Origin of the sequence: Parasphingopyxis algicola (assembly GCF_013378075.1) — a bacterium.
In the GTDB taxonomy this organism is placed as follows: Bacteria; Pseudomonadota; Alphaproteobacteria; order Sphingomonadales; family Sphingomonadaceae; genus Parasphingopyxis; species Parasphingopyxis algicola.
In genome coordinates this window covers 2618550-2637393 of the sequence record NZ_CP051131.1, presented here as the reverse complement: position 1 = coordinate 2637393, position 18844 = coordinate 2618550, and the positions used below count along the sequence as shown (strand labels likewise).

General features: G+C 64.2%; 16 protein-coding genes. 4 read left to right on the top strand and 12 right to left on the bottom strand.

Annotation, left to right across the window (positions count from 1 at the left end; translation table 11 throughout):
* Window positions 1–101: 101 nt before the first annotated feature.
* From HFP57_RS13150 to HFP57_RS13140, 3 genes are read right to left on the bottom strand one after another with little or no spacing between them, the layout of a single operon-like run.
* Window positions 102–827, bottom strand: a complete 726-nt coding sequence (locus tag HFP57_RS13150; protein ID WP_176870214.1) for an SDR family NAD(P)-dependent oxidoreductase — start codon at window positions 825–827, stop codon at window positions 102–104.
* A gap of 3 nt (window positions 828–830) precedes the next feature.
* The gene (locus HFP57_RS13145; RefSeq protein WP_176870213.1) at window positions 831–1724 is read right to left on the bottom strand and encodes a phytanoyl-CoA dioxygenase family protein; all 894 of its coding nucleotides are present in this window, start codon (window positions 1722–1724) and stop codon (window positions 831–833) included.
* A gap of 1 nt (window position 1725) precedes the next feature.
* Entirely contained in the window at window positions 1726–2637 is a 912-nt protein-coding gene (locus HFP57_RS13140) for a fatty acid desaturase family protein (RefSeq protein WP_176870212.1), read from the bottom strand.
* Between the two features lie 124 nt (window positions 2638–2761).
* Here HFP57_RS13140 and HFP57_RS13135 point away from each other — a divergent pair, with 124 nt between their 5' ends.
* Both HFP57_RS13135 and HFP57_RS13130 read left to right on the top strand, forming a co-directional pair.
* Complete coding sequence (locus HFP57_RS13135) at window positions 2762–3511, top strand: hypothetical protein (protein ID WP_176870211.1); 750 nt, start codon at window positions 2762–2764, stop codon at window positions 3509–3511.
* A gap of 39 nt (window positions 3512–3550) precedes the next feature.
* Window positions 3551–4606 (top strand): mannose-1-phosphate guanylyltransferase/mannose-6-phosphate isomerase, encoded by a 1056-nt coding sequence (locus tag HFP57_RS13130; protein ID WP_176870210.1) that lies wholly within the window; start codon window positions 3551–3553, stop codon window positions 4604–4606.
* Here HFP57_RS13130 and HFP57_RS13125 read toward each other — a convergent pair.
* Together HFP57_RS13125 and HFP57_RS13120 are read right to left on the bottom strand one after the other, a co-directional pair.
* Window positions 4603–5370 (bottom strand): hypothetical protein, encoded by a 768-nt coding sequence (locus tag HFP57_RS13125; RefSeq protein ID WP_176870209.1) that lies wholly within the window; start codon window positions 5368–5370, stop codon window positions 4603–4605. The two genes, HFP57_RS13130 and HFP57_RS13125, sit on opposite strands and share 4 nt — an antisense overlap.
* A 34-nt stretch (window positions 5371–5404) precedes the next feature.
* Window positions 5405–6796 (bottom strand): helix-turn-helix domain-containing protein, encoded by a 1392-nt coding sequence (locus tag HFP57_RS13120; protein ID WP_176870208.1) that lies wholly within the window; start codon window positions 6794–6796, stop codon window positions 5405–5407.
* 200 nt (window positions 6797–6996) lie between these two features.
* On the opposite strand from HFP57_RS13120, the gene aceA reads away from it, so the two are divergent.
* Both aceA and HFP57_RS13110 read left to right on the top strand, forming a co-directional pair.
* Window positions 6997–8277 carry an isocitrate lyase gene (gene aceA / locus HFP57_RS13115; RefSeq protein ID WP_176870207.1) on the top strand — a complete coding sequence of 427 codons (1281 nt, stop codon included), beginning with the start codon at window positions 6997–6999 and terminating at the stop codon, window positions 8275–8277.
* A 250-nt stretch (window positions 8278–8527) separates the two neighbouring features.
* Complete coding sequence (locus HFP57_RS13110) at window positions 8528–9574, top strand: TauD/TfdA dioxygenase family protein (RefSeq protein ID WP_176870206.1); 1047 nt, start codon at window positions 8528–8530, stop codon at window positions 9572–9574.
* A gap of 39 nt (window positions 9575–9613) precedes the next feature.
* On the opposite strand, the gene HFP57_RS13105 is transcribed toward HFP57_RS13110, so the two are convergent.
* The 7 genes from HFP57_RS13105 to HFP57_RS13075 all read right to left on the bottom strand — a co-directional run bounded on the left by HFP57_RS13105 (window position 9614) and on the right by HFP57_RS13075 (window position 18813).
* Window positions 9614–10993: a hypothetical protein gene (locus tag HFP57_RS13105; RefSeq protein ID WP_176870205.1), complete on the bottom strand. Its 1380-nt coding sequence runs from the start codon at window positions 10991–10993 to the stop codon at window positions 9614–9616.
* A 227-nt stretch (window positions 10994–11220) separates the two neighbouring features.
* Window positions 11221–13791: a sensor domain-containing phosphodiesterase gene (locus tag HFP57_RS13100; protein WP_176870204.1), complete on the bottom strand. Its 2571-nt coding sequence runs from the start codon at window positions 13789–13791 to the stop codon at window positions 11221–11223.
* Between the two features lie 128 nt (window positions 13792–13919).
* The gene (locus HFP57_RS13095) at window positions 13920–14513 is read right to left on the bottom strand and encodes a DUF3501 family protein (RefSeq protein ID WP_176870203.1); all 594 of its coding nucleotides are present in this window, start codon (window positions 14511–14513) and stop codon (window positions 13920–13922) included.
* Between the two features lie 10 nt (window positions 14514–14523).
* Window positions 14524–15855: a heterodisulfide reductase-related iron-sulfur binding cluster gene (locus HFP57_RS13090; RefSeq protein WP_176870202.1), complete on the bottom strand. Its 1332-nt coding sequence runs from the start codon at window positions 15853–15855 to the stop codon at window positions 14524–14526.
* A gap of 89 nt (window positions 15856–15944) precedes the next feature.
* Window positions 15945–16370 carry a rubrerythrin family protein gene (locus tag HFP57_RS13085; protein WP_176870201.1) on the bottom strand — a complete coding sequence of 142 codons (426 nt, stop codon included), beginning with the start codon at window positions 16368–16370 and terminating at the stop codon, window positions 15945–15947.
* A gap of 401 nt (window positions 16371–16771) precedes the next feature.
* The gene (locus HFP57_RS13080) at window positions 16772–18094 is read right to left on the bottom strand and encodes an amidohydrolase (RefSeq protein ID WP_176870200.1); all 1323 of its coding nucleotides are present in this window, start codon (window positions 18092–18094) and stop codon (window positions 16772–16774) included.
* 35 nt (window positions 18095–18129) lie between these two features.
* Window positions 18130–18813 (bottom strand): DUF4893 domain-containing protein, encoded by a 684-nt coding sequence (locus HFP57_RS13075; RefSeq protein ID WP_176870199.1) that lies wholly within the window; start codon window positions 18811–18813, stop codon window positions 18130–18132.
* Between the last annotated feature and the right edge of the window lie 31 nt (window positions 18814–18844).

The window sequence follows — 18844 nt, the reverse complement described above, 5'->3', positions numbered from 1 at the left end:
CAATGGATGCTGTCGGGATGTTTTACGCCACGGCGGACGCTTCACGCGAGCGCGATAGAGCTTTCTTGTTTTGAATCAGTTAATTGGCTCGCGCCACCTAGCTACCAGTTTTCCCTGAACGGGCGCAAATCCAGCTCGTGCGTCCAGGCCGAACGCGGCTGGGCGTGCAGATGCCAGTAATTTTCGGCGATCGCGTCGGGGTCGAGCCCGCCATCATCGCCAAGCCGATCGAGATATTCCGGAGCGATGCTGCGCACCATTTCGCCGTCGATCACGCCATCGACGATAACATGGCCGACATGGACGCCCTGCGACCCATATTCGCGCGCCAGAGACTGGGCGAGCATTCTGAGGCCGGCCTTCGCCGCGGCGAAATGCGCGAAATCCGGTTTGCCGCGCAGCGACGCCGAGGCGCCGGTGAACAGCAGCGAGCCATGGCCCTGCGCGGCCAGGATCGGCATCGCCGCCTTGGCGGTAAGCATGCCGGCGAGGCAGCAGACCCGCCAGAACCGCTCGAACCGTTCCGCCGTCAGCTCTTCGAACGGGATGATCGCATTGTTACCGACATTGTGAATGACCGCATCGATCGGTCCGTTGGCGGCGACGTCGGCGAATAGTGTCTCGACCTGCGCGGCGTCCGTGGCATCGGCGACCCGCGCCTCGGCACTGCCGCCATCGGCCTTGATCGTATCGATGACGGCGTCGAGCTTTTCCTGCGTCCGGCCCGAGGCGATCACATGGAGACCGGCCTTCGCGAAACGGCGGGCGATCGCGGCGCCCAGTCCGTTTTCCGCACCCACGCCCAATACGATTGCCGATCCCGCCATGCCTTATGCTCCTTGCCGATTCTCCCCTTCCAATACCCGGTTCGGGTGCATGCCGTCGACATAACCCATGAACGGCGGGTGGATCGAATAGCCGATCAGTTCGCGCGCGCGCTCGGGCAGCGTCGCCGCCTGTTCGGGCGTCATCGTCATCGCCATGTTCTCGAGCTGCCGCGCCCAGCCCGGGCAATATTGCGGGGTGACGATCAGCCGCGGTGCGCCCGACCGGTTCGCTCCGCCGCGATGCCAGAGCGTTCCCTTCGTCACCATCAGCGACCCCGCCGGCATCATCGCCTTGATCGCATCGTCCCGCGCACCGGGATCGTCGTCCACATCGCGGACCTCGGTATTGGCGAAGTCCGCGGCCGTGTTCGCGCCGTCGATGCTGTTCTCCGGCCATTCATGGCTGCCGGGCAGAAGCTCGGTCGCGCCATTGTCCTCGGTCATCGGATCGATCGCCCAGAAGGTGCTGACGCCGAAAGAATCGCGCGGCCGGTCGACCCGCAAATGGCTGTCGTCATAATGCCAGGGTTGGACGGTTTCGCCCGGCTGGAGGTTGATCGCGAGACAGGCCGAGAGCAGGCAGCTCCGCCCCAAATCCGCCTCGGCAAAGGCGAGCGCGAGCGGATGGATGACGAGTTCGGCGAAGACCGGCGACTTGGCGAGCATCGCATAGACGCGGTTCGATTTGAGCCCCTCGAAATCGTTGCGCCCGGTGACATCCGCTTCGAGCCAGGGCTGCAACGCCGCGCGTTGCCGCGCCACCGCGTCGGCGTCGAGCACGTTTTCGAAGATGATATAGCCGGCCTCGTCGAACTCGGCTTTGCAATCGGCGAAGGAGCGGCCGCCGAGCCACTGCGCGATATCGGCTTCGGCGATGGCGTCTTCGCCCCGCGCCATGTCAGGCGGCAGCCGGCACGGCATCGGCGCGCACCGCGCGGCGGATGACATTGCGATAACCGCGCGTCACGCAATCATGCCGATCGAAATAGCCCCGTTCGCGGAGCAGGCGGTGAAGCCTGGGCAGGTTATAGGGCGGCACGGCCGCGAAATGATGATGCTCGCAATGATAGTTGACGAAATTGGGCGCGACGAACAGCCGCTCGATCGGACTGGCGAGCGTCGTATTGGTATTGTCGCGCGGTTCGAGGCTCAGCCGGTCCTTCACCACGCCATGCTCGCCGATATTGCGGAGCCGGGTTATCGCCGGATAGACGAACAGCTCCGCCCCCCACCACAGCGCGTAGGCCCATGGCGCGCCGACCGCCCAGAGCGCTGCGAACAGCGCACCATGGAAGACGAGCCAAGGCAGGTCCTTGGGCAGTTTCAGCTTGCGCAGTTTGAAGATCAGGTCGCGTATGCCCGTCTGCCCGGTAAAGTCGCGCGTGAACTTGCGGCGCAGGCTGTCCCGGCTCACCGGATAGTTTTTGACGAGCGGGATGTCCGGGTCCTTCTCGGTCCCCGCATGCTGGTGATGCTTCAGATGATAGGCGCGATAGGCGTGAACCGAGACGTTCATCGGGCCGCCGGTCAGCCAGTGGCCGACAAATTCGTTGATCCGCCGGCTGGAGAAGAAGGCGTGGTGCGCACAATCATGCATCATCACGGCCAGGCCGAGCTGCCGCCCGGCGAGCAGCGCAATAGCGAGCAGGATCGTCAGCGGATTGGGCCACAGGATCGCGACCGCGAATGCGCCCGCGATGATCGCATAATTGACGAGCAATATCCCCAGCGCCTTCACGTCCGAGGTTTTGACAAGTGCGCGCAGCTCGTCCTTGGTGACGGCATCGGACAGGCTTACGGTTTTCGACACGCGCGACTCCTTGTCATATGTCGGCGGTATTTATAACGGATAATCGCATATTATGTCAATTACTGTTTCATTCGAGTCGCCGGACGCACAGGAGGTAACGGGACGGGGGCTAATCCTGTCGCTGATGAACGCCATCGGCACGCGGCAGATGACGGCGGCGCAGTTCGTCGCCGCCGGCAACGCCTTCGGCATCGAGGACAGCGCGATGCGGATGGCCGCGACCCGGCTGACGAAGGAAGGCCTGCTCGAAAGCGCGGGGCGCGGACTGTATGTCTCGGGCGCCGGCTCGCGCCCCTTGCGCGATCAGGTGCGCGGCTGGCGCCGGGTCGGCGAACGGACCAGACCCTGGGATGGCGGCTGGCTCGCCGTGCCGGCCGGCAATCTCGGCCGCACGGACCGCAAGCAGCTGACCGCGCGGTCGCAGGCGCTCAAACTGCATGGGTTCGCCGAGGCCGAACCCGATCTCTGGGTACGCCCGGCCAATCTCACGACCGGACTCCGCGATTTGCGGGCCGAGCTCGTCGCGATCGGTCTCGACGACAAGGCGATGCTGTTCGAACTCAGCGATTACGCATCACCCGAAGGCGTCGATTTCCGGACGCTCTGGGATGTGGAAGCGCTCCAGGCCCGCTACGCCGAAGCGCTCGCCGCGATCGAGACCAGCGCCGCGCGGATCGAGGGTCTCCCTCTGGCCGAGGCCGCGCGCGAGACCCTGCTGCTCGGCCAGGCGGCGATCCGGCTCATCAATCTCGATCCGCTCCTGCCCGAGGAGATGGTCGACAGCACCCTGCGCGCTTCGCTGGTCGCGGCGATGAAAGACTATGATGCGCGGGGGAAGGACATCTGGAGCCGCTATTATCGCGAAGCGGGCTAGTGGCTTTCGCCTGTCGCACGGACCCGTCATAAGGATGGGATGACGAAGCCACCCATCATTCCCGTCATCCTGACCGGCGGCAGCGGCACGCGGCTCTGGCCGCTGTCGCGCGCCGCGCGCGCGAAACAGTTCCTGCCGCTGACCGGCGAAACGACGATGCTCGAACGGACGATGGACCGGGTGAGCGGTGAAGGATTCGGCCCGCCGCTGCTCGTCGGCGGGGCGGCGCAGGCGGAGATATTGCAGGCGTTGGCCGGCGAGGCGGAGATGATACTCGAACCCGAGGCGCGCAACACGGCACCGGCCATCGCGCTGGCCGCGCTTGCCTTGCCACCCGAGACGCCGATGCTCGTCATGCCCAGCGATCAGGTGATCGCCGATATCGCGGCGTTCGAAGCCGCGATCGGCGGGGCGGCGGCGCTGGCGGCCGATGGCTGGCTCGTGACCTTCGGGATCGCGCCGACGGGTCCGGAAACCGGTTATGGCTATATCCGTCAGGGCGAGGCCTTGGACGATAGGGGCTTTCAGGTCGATCGCTTCATCGAAAAGCCCGACCGGGAGACCGCGCAGGGCTTTCTGGATGCCGGCGGCTATCACTGGAATGGCGGGATTTTCCTCTTCACCGCGGGCCGCTATCTCGAAGCGCTGGGCAAACACGCGCCCGAAATCCTTACCGCCGCCCGCGCGGCCTTCGACGCGGGGCGGCGCGACGGCATGGTCCACCGGCCCGAAGCAGCTGGCTTCGCCGAAGCGCCCTCGATCTCGATCGATTATGCGGTCATGGAAAAGGCCGAGAAGGTCGCCGTCGTCCCCGTCGCGATGGGCTGGTCCGATATCGGCAGCTGGGATGCGCTCCATGACCTGATGGACAAGGATATTGCGGGAAATTCCCTACGCGGTGATGTGCTGGCCATCGATACGGCGAACAGCCTGATCCGGTCCGAGGGCCCGAAGGTCGCGACGGTCGGCGTCGAGGACCTGATCGTCGTCGCCACCGACGATGCGGTCCTGATCCTGCCGCGCGGCGAAAGCCAGCGGGTGAAGGAAGCCGTCGAGGCGCTGAAGGCCGGCAAGGATGGCGGCAAGCTGCTCTAGCGGACGGTGATCGTCCGGCTGCCGACGCCGGTATTGCCGGTGAGCGGATGATAGGCGATCACCGAGACCGTGTAGACGCCGGTCTCGGGCGGTGTGAAGCCGCCCGCGAACTGGCTTGCCGTCCCCGCATAATCGAGATCGCCCGCCGCGACATCCGCGCCGTCGCGCGTCACCCGATAGCCGATCTCATACTGGTTGGCATCCCAGGTACCGTCCGGCGTCAGCGGGCAGCCGCACAGATGCGCGACCTCGACCATAATCGGCACCTCGGTGCCGGCGGAGAAATCCCGGCCGAACGAGGAGGGCGAACCGAAACCGACGATCAGGCCCGACAGGGTAAGGACCACGCCATCGGCGCCGTGCGGCGCGCGCCCGGGAATCAGCCAGAGACTCTGCGCAGCCTCGGCCATTGATTGCGGATGGTCGAGCGGGCCGCTGGCCTCGATGCGCACCCGGGTCGGCCGATCGATATCGAGCACCGTCGCGAACGCGCCATCGCCTTCGCTCGCGATACTGCCATGACGGACGCGGGGCGCGGTCACGATGCGCTCGGTATTGCCCGTGATGCCGGTCGTCACGCCTTCGGCAAGCACCGCATCGCTCTCCGCGTCGCGGATGACGATGCGCGCCCCGCCCAGGGTGGTGCCGATGAACTTCGCATCGTCCGACAGCACGCGCACCGTTACAGGGGTTGGCTCAGCGGCCGCGGCAAGCGGCAGCGCGAGCAGCGTTGCAGGGAGCGCAAGAGTCCAGAATCTCGACATTTTTCGGTCTCCGGGCACAGATCGTTGAAACCGGTTAATCGCCCGCAAAGGCAAAGGGCGTCAAGGACCTCTCGCGCTCGGTGATCAGGAGGGCGCGTCCGGCGGGCGGCGCGCTGCGCTGCGGGCAGTCGGCCCGCGTGCAGGCACGGCATCCGAGCCCGATCGGCATCGCCGCGCCGGCGCGCAGATCGATGCCGCGCGCTTCGGCGAGCGGCGCCGCATGGTCCGCGGCGAGCCCCAGCCCAATCGCGAATTCGGCCCGCACCCCGCTCGGCGCGCGGCTGACCGGGTGGACGGTGCGCGAGATGGTCAGCCAGCGGCTCTCATCCTCCAGCTCCACCAGTTGCCGCGCGAACTCGCCGGGCCGGTCGAATGCGCGGTGGATATGCCAGAGCGGACAGAAGGTCGCGGCCTCGACGAGCGGCGACCCGCTCGCCCCCGCATAGCGTTTCGACACCGTGCCCGCCCGGTCGATCCGCAGCATGAAGAAAGGCAGGCCCCGCTCGCCGACCCGCTGCAATGTCGTCAGCCGATGCGCAACCTGCTCGAAACCTGCTCCAAAGCGGCGCTGGAGCAGTTCGAAATCATAGCCGCTCGCCTCGCAGGCGCGCAGGAAACGGCGATAGGGCATCATCAGCCCGGCCGCAAAATAGCCGGCGAGATGGCGATGATAGAAACGAGCGGGCACCTGGTCGGCGAACTCCGCGCCGCTTACCAGCGCCTCGATCTCCGCCTTGGCCTCGATCTGGGCCAGCTGGAAGCCCGCCTGGAACGTGCGTGAGGCCTGGTCGAGCATTTCGGACAGCTGCAATTGCCGCGCATGGAGATCGAGCCGCCGGAGCCGGTCGGGCATCACCTCGGCCGGGAGGATACGGATGGTGAGCTGATGCTTGCTCCTGAGCCGCTCGGCGATCGCGCCATAGAGATCCCCGGCACCGAGCCTGAGTTCGTCGGCCAGCGCCTCGGCCTGTTCGTCGAGATCGGCATAGTGATTCTTCCAGCGCTCGATCTCGCGCCGGACGGCGATGACCGGATCGCGCGTCTGGGGATCGGCCACGCCCCCGCCCTGGCTCATCCGGTCGAAGGCGCGGGCAAAGGCCTCGGCGCCGCCGGGCGCGGCAGCCAGCCATTCCTGCAGCTCGTTGCGGTCGATATCGAGATCGGCGAACAGCGGGTCGGCGAGCCGCCGCCTGAGGCCCGTCTCGCCGCCGCCCGGCTCGTCGTCGGATAGGCTGCGCGGATCGAAATCGAAATGCTCGGCCAGGCGCAGCAGCAGGGTCGCCGACAGGGGACGCTGGTTGCGCTCGATAAGGTTGAGATAGCTTGGGCTGATATCCAAGGTCCCGGCCATTGCCGCCTGGGTGAGCCCGGCCTGGCGCCTGAGCCGCTTGATCCGGTGTCCGGCAAAGAGTTTGGCGTCGGCCATGGGACCTCCTTCACGGCCCGCACGGGCTTTGTCAATATCTTTACAAAATGACGAGTGATTGCGCGCTGAATCCGACTGTCACACCCGATATATCGCAGTGCAGCATAGGCGGAATGCCGTGAATCGCCTATAAAACTGGCAGAAGCGCGGCGCAAAGCCGTTCCTCCCCGTTTCAAAAGATATGTAAAGGATTAACTGTAATGGCGACCTTCGAAGATCTGATCCCCGCCGCTCCCGGCCGTTTCGATGGCATCACCCGCCCCTATGGTCCTGAAAAGGTCGAGGCGCTGCGCGGTTCGGTGAAGATCGAGTATACGCTCGCGGCCAAGGGCGCGAACAAGCTCTGGGAACTGCTCCATAACGAGGATTACATCAACGCGCTGGGCGCGCTTTCGGGCAACCAGGCGATGCAGATGGTCCGCGCCGGCTTGCAGGCGATATACCTCTCCGGCTGGCAGGTCGCCGCCGACAACAACACCGCGGGTGCGATGTATCCCGATCAGTCGCTATACCCGGCCAATGCCGGGCCCGAGCTTGCGCGCAAGATCAACAACACGCTCCAGCGCGCCGACCAGATCGAGCATTCGGAAGGCGGAGCGGAGCGCGACTGGTTCGCGCCGATCGTCGCCGATGCCGAAGCCGGTTTCGGCGGCCCGCTCAACTGTTTCGAGATCATGAAGGCGTACGTCAACGCCGGCGCCGCGGGCGTTCATTATGAGGACCAGCTGGCGTCCGAAAAGAAATGCGGCCATCTGGGCGGCAAGGTTCTGATCCCGACCCAGGCGCATATCCGCAATCTCGACGCGGCCCGTCTCGCAGCGGATGTCTGCGGCGTGCCGACGATCATCTGCGCGCGGACCGATGCCGAGAGCGCGAAACTGATGACCTCGGATATCGACGAGCGCGATCATGAATTCATGACCGGCGAGCGGACGCCAGAAGGCTTTTTCCGCCTCAAGGACGGCACCGGCGTCGATCACTGCATCAAGCGCGGGCTGGCGTTCGCGGAGCATGCCGACCTCCTCTGGTGGGAAACGTCGAAGCCCAATCTCGACGACGCCCGCCGCTTCGCCGAGGCGATCAAGAAGGAGTATCCGAACAAGATGCTCGCCTATAACTGCTCGCCGAGCTTCAACTGGGAAGCGAATCTCGACAAGGACACGATCGCCAAGTTCCAGCGCGAGATCGGCGCGATGGGCTACAAGTTCCAGTTCGTCACCCTGGCCGGTTTCCACCAGCTCAACTACGGGATGTTCGAACTCGCCCGCGGCTACAAGGATCGCGGCATGGCAGCCTACAGCGAACTGCAGCAGGCCGAATTTGCGGCCGAGGACGACGGCTACACGGCGACGCGCCACCAGCGCGAAGTCGGCACCGGCTATTTCGACATGGTCTCCAACGCGATCACGGGCGGACAGAGCTCGACCACGGCCCTCGCCGAGTCGACCGAAGCCGACCAGTTCGTCGAGGCGGCCGAATAACGAGCTTACTGGTGGGGGCAGGTGCCCCCATCCTTTTTATTGCTTGAGCCCTTGGGAGAGGGTGCCTGCCCAGATTACCGAGCTTTTCCTGGGGAGGAGAAGAGACGCCCGTCCGGCCTTCGCGCCTGGCGGGCGTTTTCTGTCCGGTTCGCCATCCCGTCGCGGGCGGCCGGATCATTTCGCCCTCGACTCTATCCCCGATTTCGATAATGATTTGGTGAATGGTGTTGGTTGTACGGGGAGGGCTCCGATGCGCATGATGCCGATCAACAATGCCATCGAGATCGAGGATATCGATCTGGAGGACGATGAGGCGTGCCGCGAACTGGGCCGGACCGTCGCCCATGAATGCGTCGCGCTGGTCCGGCAGGGAGTCTCGGAGGAACGGCTCTACCAGATCCACGCGCTTTGGGGGCAACCCTGCCGCGCCATCATGCACAAATATGTCGGCGAGAAACGGCTGACCGGGCGGCACTGGCGGAGCCTGCTCGCCAATCTCGGCCATATCTCGAATGCCGTCGACCATATCTCGGGCAAGACCGGAATGTCCCGGGTGAGCTTCGAGAAGAACGAGAAGGGCAAGCCGACCGGCGTCTTCACCAATGGCGAGCTCGACTGGCACAGCGATCAGCAGGCCTATCATGACAGCCAGCGTATCGTCGGCCTGATGAGCCTGTGGGGCAGCGAGAACAGCCAGACGGCATTCCTTTGCACGGCGCCCGCCTATGCAGCGCTCAACAGCGAAGACCGGTCCATGGTCGACGAGCTGGTGACGGTGTGGGACTGGGACGGCGGCTCGATGAGCCAGGACCTGATCCCGTCGCAAAAGGAGATCGTGCGCTACAACATGGTCCCCTATCCGAATATGGAATGCGCGCTTGTCGACCGGACGGCGACAGGCCGTACGGGCATCCGTTTCCCCAGCCACTGTTTCAGCCATTTCCGCGGCATGTCCCGCGAAGAAAGCATGCAATACCGCGCCCATCTCTGGTCGCTGCTCGACCGGCCCGACCATATCTACACCCACGACTGGAATGACGGCGAGATCGTCTTCATGGACCAGAATATCACGCTGCACGCGCGGCCGACCAATGTGCAGGACGGCGACAGCCGGACGATGAGCCGGATGATCTCCTATGTCGACAATCTGTTCCCGGATCACGGGCCCGCCGACCACATCCTTTATGACGGCAAGAAGTACGACCATGAGACTTTCGCGCATATGGTCGACGAGCAGCGCCGCAAGGAGTTCTACGAGCAGGACAGGGTGCACTATCCGCAGAGCGTGCCGGCCTGAGGGCAATGCGCGGCCGGATCGTGTAACCGCCGGGCCCGGCTAAGGGCTTTCCAGATCGAAGGCGCGGGCGATCACTTCGCCGAGATCTCTTTGCGCGGCCACGGCGAGCAGCGAACCGCCTTTGCCGCCCGACTCGACGGGGAAAAGATTCACGTCAGGCTGGCCGGCCAAGTGCTCGGCGTGGAAACGGTCGACGGCCTTGTCGCGCCCATAGTAGAGCGAGATCGGCATGCGGTGCTCCGTCCGGTCGATCCAGTCGAGGATATCCCATTCCGCTGGCGGGCATTGCCGTTCGAGCCGCTCGCGAATGACGGGCGTCCTCGGGTCATGTTCGGCGACGCCGCCGATGCGCGAAACCGGGCTGAAGCACAGGCATCGTTCCGCCGTCAGCATCAGCCCATATGCCATCGCGCCGAAGCCCCCGCCCGAAGAGCTCAGCGTATAGAGGCGCTCGACACCGAGATCGTCGATGATTGCGCGGAGCCGGTCGATCGTGCCGTCGCGATCCGGAGCGAGCGAGCGTACGCCCTGCATGAACACCATCCGGTGATTGTCGCGCATGATCAGCGAGCTGAGCCCGAGTGCGGCGAGATACCGGTCGATAAGCCAGAGAGTCAGCAGATTGGCATCGCCGACGGCGCCGAAAAGCAGCACCAGTCCGCCGCTCTCCGGCGCACGGCGAAGATAGACATCGTCGGCACCCTCGAACGGCTCCGGCCGGGATCCGGTGTCGGGCGCTTCGTCGATGAGGTCGAGGAGCATTCCGGTGGCGCGAAACGCGGAACCCTTGACCCCAAGCCTGTGTGCCGCGCCAGCCGCCGCTTCCCACATCCCGTGGTTCGCCAACCAGCGCACGGCCAGCAGGCGCGTCGCCTTGGGGGTATCCGGGCCCATTTCTTCGACAAGTGTGCGAACGGCGTCGCGTTGTTCCGCCGTCAGCCCGGTGCCCGGGAGCAGCGCCATGAGGTTGGCAGGATCGCCGAACATTTCGTCGCGCTCGTCGATGAAGCGCTTCAGCTCGTCCGGCCGGTCGATCCGGGTGAGGAAACGGACATACTGATAGGCGAGTCCGGCGTCGTCCGGTACAAGGTCGCATGCGGCCCGAAGCAGCGCCGCGGTTTCATCGTGCCATGAGGTCATCATCATCGCCCGGGCGAAGCGGCCGTTCGTGCCGCTGACGAAGTGGAGACTGGCGATGACGGCCGGACTCAGAAAGTCGAAAATCGCGCGTTTCTCGTCATCGTCGCGGGCCGCGAATATCGCCTCGGCGATCAGCTTCGTCCCCTGCTGCCGTCCAGCAGGATATTCGGCGAGCCGTTCGAGGGCGGCCTCGGCTCCCGCCGTGTCGCGGTCGTCGATCCTGTCGGCCGCCGCTTGCAGAGCTGCCTCTTGTTCATCGCTCGGCCCGCTTTCCGCCACAGCTCCCCATTCCGGTCAGACAATCACCAGTCCCCGATCGATATGACCGGCCCGAAGGGTTGTCGAGCCCCTCGAATGGAATTCACGATCTGACTGGTCGGAGCCGGTGCCCCCCTTCCTGTCGCATACCCCTTCGGGGAGGGCGCCTGCCCGGACTACCGAATTTTTCCGGGGGGAGGAGAAGAGACGCCCGTCCGGCCTTTGCGCCTGGCGGGCATTTGCTTGGTCTAGGCCATGCGCCTTGCCGGTCCCGCCCCTTCGCCCGCAGCGACGTCGCGGCTCAAAACGACGCGCTCGAACGTTTCGATCGGGCTTGGCTTGCCGATCAGATAGCCCTGCGCCTGCGCACATCCCAGCTCTCTCAGCAGCTCGAGATCGGCATCGGCTTCCACACCTTCGCCGACCACCGGGATATCGAGGTCGGCGCCGAGGCCGACCACGGCGCGCACCACCGCGAACGCATGTTTGCTGTTTCGCATCTTCTGAACGAAGGATTTGTCGAGCTTGACCTTGTCGAACGCGAACATGTCGAAATAGGCGAATGACGAATAGCCGGTGCCGAAATCGTCGATCGAAATCCGAACGCCAAGCGTCTTCAGCGCATTGAGAACGTCAATGATCTTTTCGCTGTCGCCCAACAGGACGCCTTCGGTGATTTCCAGTTCGAGCCGCTCAGCGGCCAACCCGCTCTCGGCAAGGCATTTCTCGACGCTCTCGACAAAACCGTCGTCATGAAGCTGAACCGGGGAGACGTTCACTGCGATGCTCAGCGGCGGATCCCAGCACGCGGCCTCTTTCGTCGCGCGCCGGAGGGTCTCCCGGCCCAACTCCATTACCATGCCGTTCCTTTCCGAAAGCGCCACGAAGATCTCGGGATCGATCGACCCATATTGCGGATGGGTCCAGCGGGCCAGCGCTTCGAAGCCCGCGATCCGGCCGCTTTCGAGGCAGGCGAGCGGTTGGAAAGACAGGCTCATCTCGCCGCGTGCAAAGGCCCGAGGCAGATCGCGCTCCAGCGTTCTGCGATGGCCCGCTTCGGCCTGCATGGACGCTTCGAAGAAACGGACATCTTCATCGGGGTCGGTGATCGCCGATGCCAGAGCCAGTTCGGTGGCCCGCAAAAGTTTCGAAAGACCGGATCCATCGGCCGGCCGGCGGGCGATGCCGACCTTCGCAGACAGGGAGAGAGTGCCGCTGTTGATCGAGCCGGGGGCCGCTATTGCGGAATGAACGAGCATGCCGAGCCGTCTGAGGTTGGACACCGGGCCGGATTCCGGAACCGCGATCGCCAAGTCGTTTTCGCTGAGCCTGGCAATAATGGGATCCGGACCGAGTGCCTGCTCAAGGCGCGTCGCGCCGTCCTTCAAAACGGCATCGGCGGTGGTTTGCCCATGCAAGGCAGCAATCCTTTGAAGCCCGCCGATATGGCAGCGCATGACCGCAAAATCCGCGCCATTTTCGATCCGGGCGGACAGGTATCTGGTAAACGCCTTTCGGTTTCGTAATCCGGTGACCTGACAATGGTTGGCGAGGTAGGCGGCCTTTTCCTCGGCTCGCACATGACGGGTTATGTCGTCGGAGATGCCGAGCAGATAGTGTGCGCCGTTCGGAGCGGCAAATGTGACGCGCTGCGTCCGCACCAGCTGATTTTCGCCGCGGCCGGCCATTTCGCCTTCATAGATATGGACCTTTCGGGAGGCGATGACCTGATCGTCGCGCTTGCGCAGTTCCCTGGCCTGATCGGCGCCGAACAGTTCGGTGTCGGTCTTGCCGATCATCTCTTCGGCCTCGACGCCTGCCGCCCGTGCCGCCGGCGTGTTCACCCGAACATAGCGGCGTGTTTCCACATCCTTGACGAACAGCATCGAGGGCAGGTTCTCGAGCATCACGTCGAGAAAACTCTGGGTGTGCGCATAGTCCGTTTCGATCCGCTTGCGATCCGAGATGTCCGTGATCAACGCGGCAACGCCCGACGGATTGTCGAGGCCCGCGACCTCCCATTGGCCGAGCGTGACGCACACCGGAATGCGTTCGCCTTCCCGGTTACGTGCGTTCAACTCTATCGGCTGCGCGAAACTTGCACGGCTGCCTTCGGCACCGAGCCGGCGACAGGCATCGTCGAACTTGGGGCAATCGGGCTCCGCGATGATTTCGGTGACCGGCTTGCCGACGGCCTCCACGGCGGACCACCCGAATATCCGTTCGGCGGCATTGTTCCAGAGCAGGATTCTACGATCGTGTCCCGCCAGCACCAGCGCATCGGACATCGTATCGCCGACGAGTTTCGATATCGCGCCCGAAACGCCCAGCCTGCGCAGCTCTATCGCATCGACCACGATATCGGCGATAGACCGCAATTGTGCGCGGCGTTGCTGGTCGAGCGGCGCTCGCGGGCGCGTATCCATGGCCGAAAGCACGCCGACGAACCGATCGTCGCGCGACCGCAGCGCAAAGCCGATATAATAGCTTGGTTCTGGAGCATCGCCCGGTTGCACGAGCGCTGCGGACTGAGGATCCTTGGCGAAGTCGTGGATTTCGAAGCCTTCCGGCTCGGCGTTGACCAGTTCACTGCGGAGCTGTTCGCTCGGCGCGGGGCCGCCTAGGGCTTCGACCGTCGCGCGCTCGAATAGGTGCCGCTCGGTCTCGGCGAGCCAGATCGTCGCTCGCGGTACGCCGATAAGGCCGCAGACCAACTCGAGTATTGGATCGAATCGGCTTCCCGAAGGGTTTTGGAGCGCTTCATAGTCACGCAGCGACGCGTAACGATCACTCCCACCTGTGTCCTCGTGATCGGACAACATACCCCCCAACAACCATATCAATCGTTTACCATATAGGGTGGACGGCCTAACAATTCCTTTAGTTCCGCTCGAGGCCGGCTCTCCGCCTCGTAAACGCTCCAACCGCAACGCCCGCCCCGGCTGCCTCAGGCGAAGTCCTTGGCCAGCTCGTTGCGCATTTCCTCGCCGATGATGGCCGCATGGCCATAGGCAGGATGGTCGATCTGGAAGAAGAGCCGGTTGGCGGGATCGCGGAACTTGGCTTTCTGCTCCGCGGTGAACGGGAAATGGAGAAACAGTACCGACGAGGCCTTCCCGCTATCGCTTTCGCGATCGACGTCCTGTTCGGGCATGGCGCCGATCTTCTCGCTGTCGATCACCAGATGGATATGATCGATCACGCCGCCGAGCTGGTGGAGCAGCGCATCGCGCCGCCCCGGATCCTCGATTTCGAACATCAGGGTGCAGGTCAGCTCGTCGCCATCGGGGATCATCGGATTATAGGCCTGGAGCTCGTCGACGAGCTGCTCCTCACCGCCCTTTTCGATGCGCAGCATTTCCTGGACCTGGAGCCACATCGTGTCCCAGCTCTCGAAATAGACGGTGACATGCGGCCCGACCGCGATCCGGCGGAAACGTTTGCGGAGCAGATTCTCTTCGCGTTTCTCCGCGCGGATCTGCTCATAATCCTCCAGGCCCATGATATCCTCGGCGGTAATTTCGCGGCTGTTGCGCGGCATGTCTTGCTCCCTAGAATCCATATGCCTTGGCCAGTATCTCGATCGGGTGGCCGACCCGGTCGGGCGCGGCATCGCCATCCGCCATTGCCATCACCTCGCGCAGATGCGGACCGGCGAGCGGGCATTCGCTGACGACATAATCGGGATCGGCTTTCTTCAGATTGCGAACGGTCGGCCGGGCCAGCTTGACGGCGGTGTCGTAATGCTCGGCCATGATGCCCCATTTGCCGCCATGGCCCGAGCAGCGCTCGACGATCGTCGGCGTCGCGCCCGGGATCAGGCGCAGCATTTCGAGCGCTTTCGGCCCCATATTCTGCGCCCGACTGTGACAGGCGAAGTGCATGCCGATCTTGCTGTCCATCTCCGGCACCTCGACCAGCCCTTTGTCCTTCGACAGCTCGACGACATATTGGGCGAGGTCCCGCGTATTCTCGGCGAGTTTCTGGACGACCGGATCGTCCGGCAGGATCAGCGGCCATTCGAATTTCAGCATCAGCGCGCAGGACGGGGTCAGCGCGACGATATCGTAGCCGCGATCGATCAGCGGCTCGAAATGCGCGGCCACCGGTTCGGCGCTTTTCGCGACGCCCTTCAGATCGCCATTTTCTAGAAGCGGCATGCCGCAGCAATGCGGATGTTCGATCCGGCATGACACGCCGTTATGCGCGAGCACGTCGAGCGCGGCCCGGCCCGGCGTCTGGTCGTTGAAATTGGCGTAGCAGGTCGCATAGATCGCCGCTTTCCGGCCGAAACTGGGTGCGTCGATATTGACTGCGGGCATCGCTTTTGCCGGCGTCTTGGCCAGCGGTTTCGACTCATAGCGCGGCAGGTGCGCGCGCTTGTCGATGCCCAGCGTCTTTTCCAGCGTGCCGCGCGTGAGCCCGTTCGATTCCTTCATCGCCCAGTTGGCGATGCCGGGGATCGCAGTCGCGATCTTGCCGTTGCGGTCGGTCTTGGCGAGCTCCCGGTCGGCGAAACCCGTCTCGCCCTTCTTATGCTCGATCGCACGGGCGCGGAGCATCAGGTGCGGGAAATCGAGATCGAATTCGTGCGGCGGCACATAAGGGCACTTCACCATGAAGCACATGTCGCACAGGGTGCAGGCATCGACGACCGGTTTGAAATCGGCGCTGTCGAGGCTCTCGACATCCTCATTCTCGCTCTCGTCGATCAGGTCGAACAATTGGGGAAAGCTGTCGCACAGATTGAAGCAGCGGCGGCAGCCATGACAGATGTCGAAGACCCGGCGCAGCTCCTTGTCGAGCAGTTCCTCGTCGTAAAATTCGTCGTCCTGCCACGCGATCGGATGGCGTGTCGGCGCTTCCAGGCTGCCTTCCTGCATGCGGCTGCTCCCCTATTGACCCTGTTTCATAAGAAAAGGGGGACGGGCTTTCGCCCATCCCCGCAATTCATGTCAGCTGCGCAAAGCGCTTACGCTTCGGCCTTCAGCGTATCGAGCGTCCGCTGGAACTTGCCGGCATGGCTCTTTTCGGCCTTGGCCAGCGTTTCGAACCAGTCGGCGATTTCGTCGAACCCTTCTTCGCGGGCGGTCTTCACCATGCCCGGATACATGTCCGTATATTCATGGGTTTCGCCCGCGATGGCGGCGCCGAGATTCTGCTCGGTCGTGCCGATCGGCTCGCCGGTCGCCGGATCGCCGACTTCCTCGAGAAATTCGAGATGGCCGTGCGCATGGCCGGTCTCGCCCTCGGCGGTCGAACGGAACACCGCGGCGACATCGTTATGCCCTTCGATATCGGCCTTTTGTGCGAAATAGAGATAGCGGCGATTGGCCTGGCTTTCGCCCGCAAACGCGGCTTTGAGATTTTCTTCGGTCTGGCTGCCTTTGAGATCCATGATTTGCTCTCCTGGTTGGAACTGAGGGGTCCGGGCAAAGCCGGATTCGCAATTATCGTACTAGCCGATCAATCCGATTCGATGGAAACGGAATTTGCCCATCGGGTTGAGCGACAGAAGTGATCAATTGCCTGATATCTATTGAGAATTATTTTCGACAAATATCAGGGCAGCGCGAGCGCTTTCCTTTGTCAGACTCAACCGGACGGTTGAGCGCCGCACCCGGTATTGGTTTGTCAGAACGTTGCTCGCGCAACGTCGCCGCACCGGCCCGCTCCCCCTCCCGGCCTCCCATTCAGTATACCCTGTGGGAGGCCGGGAGGGGGAGCGGGCCGGTGCGGCGAACTTCCGACAGGTAGTTTCTGACGATCAGAATCCCCGCAAGGTCGAGTCTGGCAAACCTAATCCGCCGCCTGTTCAGGCGCCAGGATATCCAGCGCCGCCGCGACCAGCGCTTCCGTCCCCGTGCTGATCACCGCTTCGGCATCCGGCGCCCAATAGGCGCTGTGCAGCGAGGGCAGTTCGATTTCGCCGCGCTGCGCGGCTTCCCAGCGATCGAGCGGCACGCCGCCGACCCAGAACAACACGCTCTGGATATTCTCGCGATCGGCCCGGTAATAGCGGCTGAAATCCTCGCCGCCCATCACCGGCTCGCCCTCGAGCACGCGGTCTTCGCCGAACCGGCCGCGCCAGAGTTGCATCAGCTCGCCGGAGAGTTCGGGCGTATTGTACACCGCCGGCGTATATTCGTTGCGGCGGGTAACTTCAGGCCACAGCTCCTCGGGCAGCCCGGCCACCATGCCTTCGGCCCGCGCGATCCGCTCGATGCCCGAGAGCAATTGCTCGCGCACTTCGTCGGTATAGCTGCGCACGGTCAGCAGCAGCTGCGCCTCGTCCGAAATGATGTTGTGTTTCGAACCGGCCCGGAAGCTGCCGACGGTCACGACAGCGGGTTGCTGCGGGTCGACCTCGCGGCTCACCAGCGTCTGGAGCGCGCCGACGATCCGCGACCCGAGTACGATCGGATCGCGCGTCGTATGCGGGTAAGCGCCATGGCCGCCCACGCCGCGGACATGGATATCGACACTGTCCACATTGGCCATCGCGAAGCCCGGAACGACGCCGATCGACCCGGCGGGGGCCGAGGCGGAATCGTGAAAGGTGATCGCATAATCGGGCCTCGGGAAACGGTCATAGAGCCCGTCCTCGAGCATCATCCGCGCGCCCGCGCCGCGCTCCTCGGCGGGCTGCAGGATCGCCACCAAAGTGCCCGACCATTGATCGCGACGCGCCACCAGCTGTCGCGCCGCACCGACCCAGGCGGCCATGTGCGTATCATGCCCGCAGGCATGCATGACATGGGACTCGATGCCTTCGTCGGTCGTCGCGACCACGGTGCTGGCGAACGGCAGGCCCGTCTGCTCCTCGACCGGCAGCCCGTCCATATCGGCCCGCATCAGCAGCACCGGCCCCGGCCCGTTTTCCATGACCGCAACGACGCCATGGCCGCCGACCCCGGTGGTCACGTCGAAGCCCAGCTCCTCGGCGATCGCGGCGAGGTGCGCGGCGGTATCGTCTTCTTGGAAGGAGAGTTCGGGATTGGCGTGGAGATGGCGATAGAGCTCCATCAGCTCGGGCATGTCGGCCGCAACGGCATCGTGCAGCTCGTCGGCATGGGCCGGCGCGGCGACCAGCAGGGGCAGGGCGTAAAGCAGATGGCGCATGAAACTCTCCTAGGCTCAGCTAACTATCTAATTCTCTATGGTCTGGAGCGGTCCGGCGATGGGTCGTTTTCCGGCACCAGCTCGAGCACGTCGACGATGGATTCGAAGCGCGGATAGGGCAGCACGATCCGCCAGCGCGCTTCGCCGATCCGTTCGAGCGTCCCGGCCATGTCGCGATTGGCGTCGCGGCCATAGACATGAGACCGGGTTTCGTCGCCCAGTTCGAGGACGCCGAGAAAAACCATCCTGAGTCGGTTCTCGGGATAGAAGGTCCCGCTCGGACGCTGCGATCCGGTCAGCTTGCGGAAGCGCATCGTCTCGCCCTGGTCGTCGATTCGGCAGCGGAACCAGGGATAGGCGACGAAAGACAGCGGCACGCTGCCCTGCGAGCCCAGTTTCACGAAGCGGCAGCGATAGTCGCCCGCGGGCGGGCGCGGATCGGCAAGGCCCGCATCGGGACGCAGCAGCACGCCCTCGGCCGCCACCTCGTTCGCATGGCCGCCCGCCGCTGCGTCGGCGACGCCCTCGCGGAAGGCGCGGCGCCAGTTCGAAATCCGGCGGCGATCGTCCGTCGTGGCGATCGATTGCCAGAAGGTCGGCAGTTCCTGATCGGGATTGGAGCCCGCCTCCGGCCCCGTCACCCCGGTCGTATAGGCGCAGGCAGAGAGCAGCAAAGCCGCTGGTATCGCTGCGATTGTTGCGTTCGTGCGCCCCGTCATGCCCATCAGCCTAACCGATCTCCCCGTCGCC